At 30.8% G+C, this 1,936-nt stretch carries 3 protein-coding genes; all 3 read right to left on the bottom strand.

All coding sequences use genetic code 11. The annotated features are described in order from the left end of the window. The coding region (locus tag VIL26_02945) for a hypothetical protein (protein ID HEY8389896.1) at window positions 1-369 on the bottom strand (369 nt) is incomplete at its 3' end. Between the two features lie 91 nt (window positions 370-460). Continuing rightward, window positions 461-799 carry a thioredoxin gene (gene trxA / locus VIL26_02940; protein ID HEY8389895.1) on the bottom strand — a complete coding sequence of 113 codons (339 nt, stop codon included), beginning with the start codon at window positions 797-799 and terminating at the stop codon, window positions 461-463. Window positions 800-822: 23 nt separating this feature from the next. Next, a partial coding sequence (locus VIL26_02935; protein ID HEY8389894.1) for an FAD-dependent oxidoreductase occupies window positions 823-1,936 on the bottom strand: 1,114 nt, incomplete at its 5' end.

Below are 1,936 nucleotides of genomic sequence, written 5' to 3'. Positions count from 1 at the left end.
GAGTTGTTTGCCTTCTTGTGTCAAACCGCTTTCTCCGAAGGCACCGCCTCCCAAAAAATTATCATAATTCCAAGTCAAAGATACATAAAAAGGCTTAATCTCTAAAAACTTTTCATAATCATTTACAGCTAAAAAAGAAATGTCTTCAATTCCAAATAAAAGTTTTGCGTTTAAATTTAGTTTTTGATATTCATTTATCAAGTTTTTTACATCTGCTACAGTATTATATTTTGTATATGTAGTCCAAACAGCAAGTACTATACTACTCAAAAACTTTAAATTATCTGTTAGATACTTTTTTGCATTTTCAAAGTCTTGAACAGTTATCAAATCATTGTGAAGATCACAAATTTTTGGTTTAAAAATCATTTTAATATATATGCTGAAAATTAAATTTAGGTCATAAAAAAAAGAACTCATCAAATAATTGATGGGTTCTTTTTCTATGTTAATATTTTTTTTAAATATATTTATTTAATGTATTGATTATATTCTCTTTACTAGTATAACCAATCATACGATCTATAACTTTACTATCTTTAAATATATACATAGTAGGTATAGACATAATTTTAAAAGATTCTGCCAATTCTCTTTCTTCATCTACATTGACTTTAGCGATTACTGCCTGGTCATTTAAGCTTTGTGCGACATCTTCTAATACAGGCGCTAACATTCTGCATGGACCGCACCAGCTTGCCCAAAAATCAACCAAAACAGGTTTGTCGCTGTTACTAACGACTTGTTGAAAGTTTTCTTTTGTTAGGTGAATTACTTCTGACATTTTTCTTCTCCTTATAGCTAGTATTTGCTATTTATGTTTTAGTTATTTATTAAATTTTTCTCATCATATATACTTTTATATAGTCTATATCCGCCCGAAAAGTTGTACACATTAAAACCAAGTCCTTTCAAAATGCGTTCGGCTATATAAGAGCGTTGACCTATAAAGCAATTAACATAAACCGTCTTATTTTTATCAAGTTCATTTATTCGCTGCCTTAATTCTTGCAATGGAATATTTCTAAATCCTTCAATATGTCCTTGTTCAAATTCGTTTTTGGTGCGCACATCTAAAAGTTCTGCATTTTCAAGCTTGATATTATTTAAATCTTCATAATGAAATACATCGCTTATTTTTTGAATAACATTTAGCGCTGTAAGTCCGGCAATATTTACAGGATCTTTTGCTGAAGAATAAGGCGGAGAATAAGGAAGTTCCAATTCAACGAGATCATAAACTGTTCCTTTTAGACGTATGACCGTGCCTAAAACATCTGCACGTTTATCTACACCTTTATCCCCTATTATTTGGGCGCCAAAAATTTTGCCAGTATTTCTATCAAACAATAATTTTATAGTGATAAAACCTGAATCGGGATAATAAGAAGGATGAGAAGGTGTATAAGTATAGATTTTTTCATACTCTATATTTTTTAATTTTAATGTTTTTTCATTTAAACCGCAGTAAGCAATTGTTTTATCAAAAACCTTCACAATCCCGCAAGAAGATGTGCCGTTATATTCAGATACTATACCAGCAATATTATTTGCCGCAATTCTTGCTTGCTTTTGAGCAGGACCTGCCAAAGGCACATATGTTTTATCACCAGTTATATAATCTAGTATTTCCACCAAATCTCCTACAGCATAAATACTAGGATCGTTAGTCTGCATACGATTATTTACTATTACAGCACCTCTTTGATTCACTTCTAGTCCGCATTCAATCGCAAGTTTTGAAACGGGTCTTACACCTATCGAATTAATAACCATATCAGTCTGAATACTTTTTTCTTTTAGTTTAAGTAATAATTTGTTTTTATCACGTGTAATCGCATTAACTTTATTATTCAAAATCAGCTTAACACCTTTTTGGCGAAGATGTTTGTGCAAAAAACTTGCCATATCGAAATCCAATGGAGAACAAACATGA

This window comes from Clostridia bacterium, from assembly GCA_036562685.1.
Taxonomy (GTDB): domain Bacteria; phylum Bacillota; class Clostridia; order Christensenellales; family DUVY01; genus DUVY01.
This window is presented reverse-complemented; position numbering and strand designations above follow the sequence as displayed.